Origin of the sequence: Microbacterium panaciterrae, assembly GCF_039541635.1 — a bacterium.
Taxonomy (GTDB): domain Bacteria; phylum Actinomycetota; class Actinomycetes; order Actinomycetales; family Microbacteriaceae; genus Microbacterium; species Microbacterium panaciterrae.
Genome location: NZ_BAABGP010000036.1, coordinates 1 through 1,307, shown reverse-complemented (window position 1 = coordinate 1,307; position 1,307 = coordinate 1). Strand labels below are relative to the sequence as shown.

The window sequence follows — 1,307 nt, the reverse complement described above, 5'->3', positions numbered from 1 at the left end:
ATCGTGGGAGGCCCAGTTGTTTCCGGCAAGAAGCAAAGCAGAGATCCCACGATGACCCAGAACCAGTCTGCCCTGACGACCCTGATTTCCGAAGTCCTCACCGACCCGGACCTCGCGCACTCCGACGTGTTCCGTCGGATGCTGCAGGCCGGCCTGCAAGACCTCATCGACGCGGAAGCGGCGTCGAAGATCGGCGCCGGTCGTTACGAACGCACGAGCGAGCGCACCACCCGTCGTAACGGCACCCGCCCGAAGACCCTCGCGACCCCGGCCGGGGAGGTCGACCTTGCGATCCCGAAGCTGCGGGAGGGGTCGTTCTTCCCGAGCCTGCTCAGCCCGCGGCGTCGGGTCGACAAGGCCCTCTACGCGGTGATCTGCCAGGCCTGGATCGACGGGGTGTCCACGAGGAAGGTCGACCAGCTCGTGCGCGCGCTGGGCAACGACACCGGCATCTCCCGCTCGACCGTGTCCCGCATCTGCGGCGAGATCGACGAGCAGGTGCACGAGTTCCTGCACCGCCGGATCGAGCACACCTGGTTCCCCTATGTCTTCCTTGACGCGACCTATCTCGACGTCCGCGTCCGCGGGCGGGTCGTGTCCCAAGCGCTCGTCGTCGCGACCGGCGTCTCCGGTGACGGACGCCGGGAGATCCTCGGGATGGCGCTCGGAGACGCGGAGACCACCGACTTCTGGACCGAGTTCCTCCGCACGCTGCGTGAGCGCGGCCTGAAAGTCGCGACCGACGCCGACCCCCTCGGCGTCGCCCTGGTCACCAGCGACGCGCACGCCGGGATCAAGGCTGCAGTGAAAGCGATCCTGCCCGGCGCGGGCTGGCAACGCTGCCGCGTCCATTTCGCCCGCAACATCACCCAACGCCTGGGTTCGGCGCGTTCCAAGCCCGTGAACGCGTTGATCTCCACGATCTTCGCGCAGACCACCACCGAGGCCGTCACCGGGCAATACCGGCAGGTCGTGGAGAGCCTGCGCTCCTCGTTCCCCGAGATCGCGGCCATGCTCGAGACCGCCGAAGCCGACCTGACCGGGTTCGCGGCCCTGCCCCGCGAGCACTGGCAGAAAGTCTGGTCCAACAACCCCATCGAACGCCTGAACCGGGAGATCAAACGCCGCGCCGACGTCGTCCAGATCTTCCCCGACCGCGACTCCGTGACCCGCCTGATCGGCGCCGTCCTGCAAGAGCAGCACGAGGAATGGCAATACGGCGAACGCCGCTACCTCTCCGACATCTCGATGCGCAAACTCATCCACATCCTCCACGAGACCGCCGAACCCGCCCGCCCCGAGCTGTT

1 protein-coding gene is annotated in these 1,307 nt (G+C 67.5%); it reads left to right on the top strand.

Annotated elements, in window-relative coordinates; translation table 11 throughout:
* Positions 1 to 51: 51 nt before the first annotated feature.
* The coding region (locus ABD882_RS18640) for an IS256 family transposase (RefSeq protein ID WP_345188990.1) at positions 52 to 1,307 on the top strand (1,256 nt) is incomplete at its 3' end.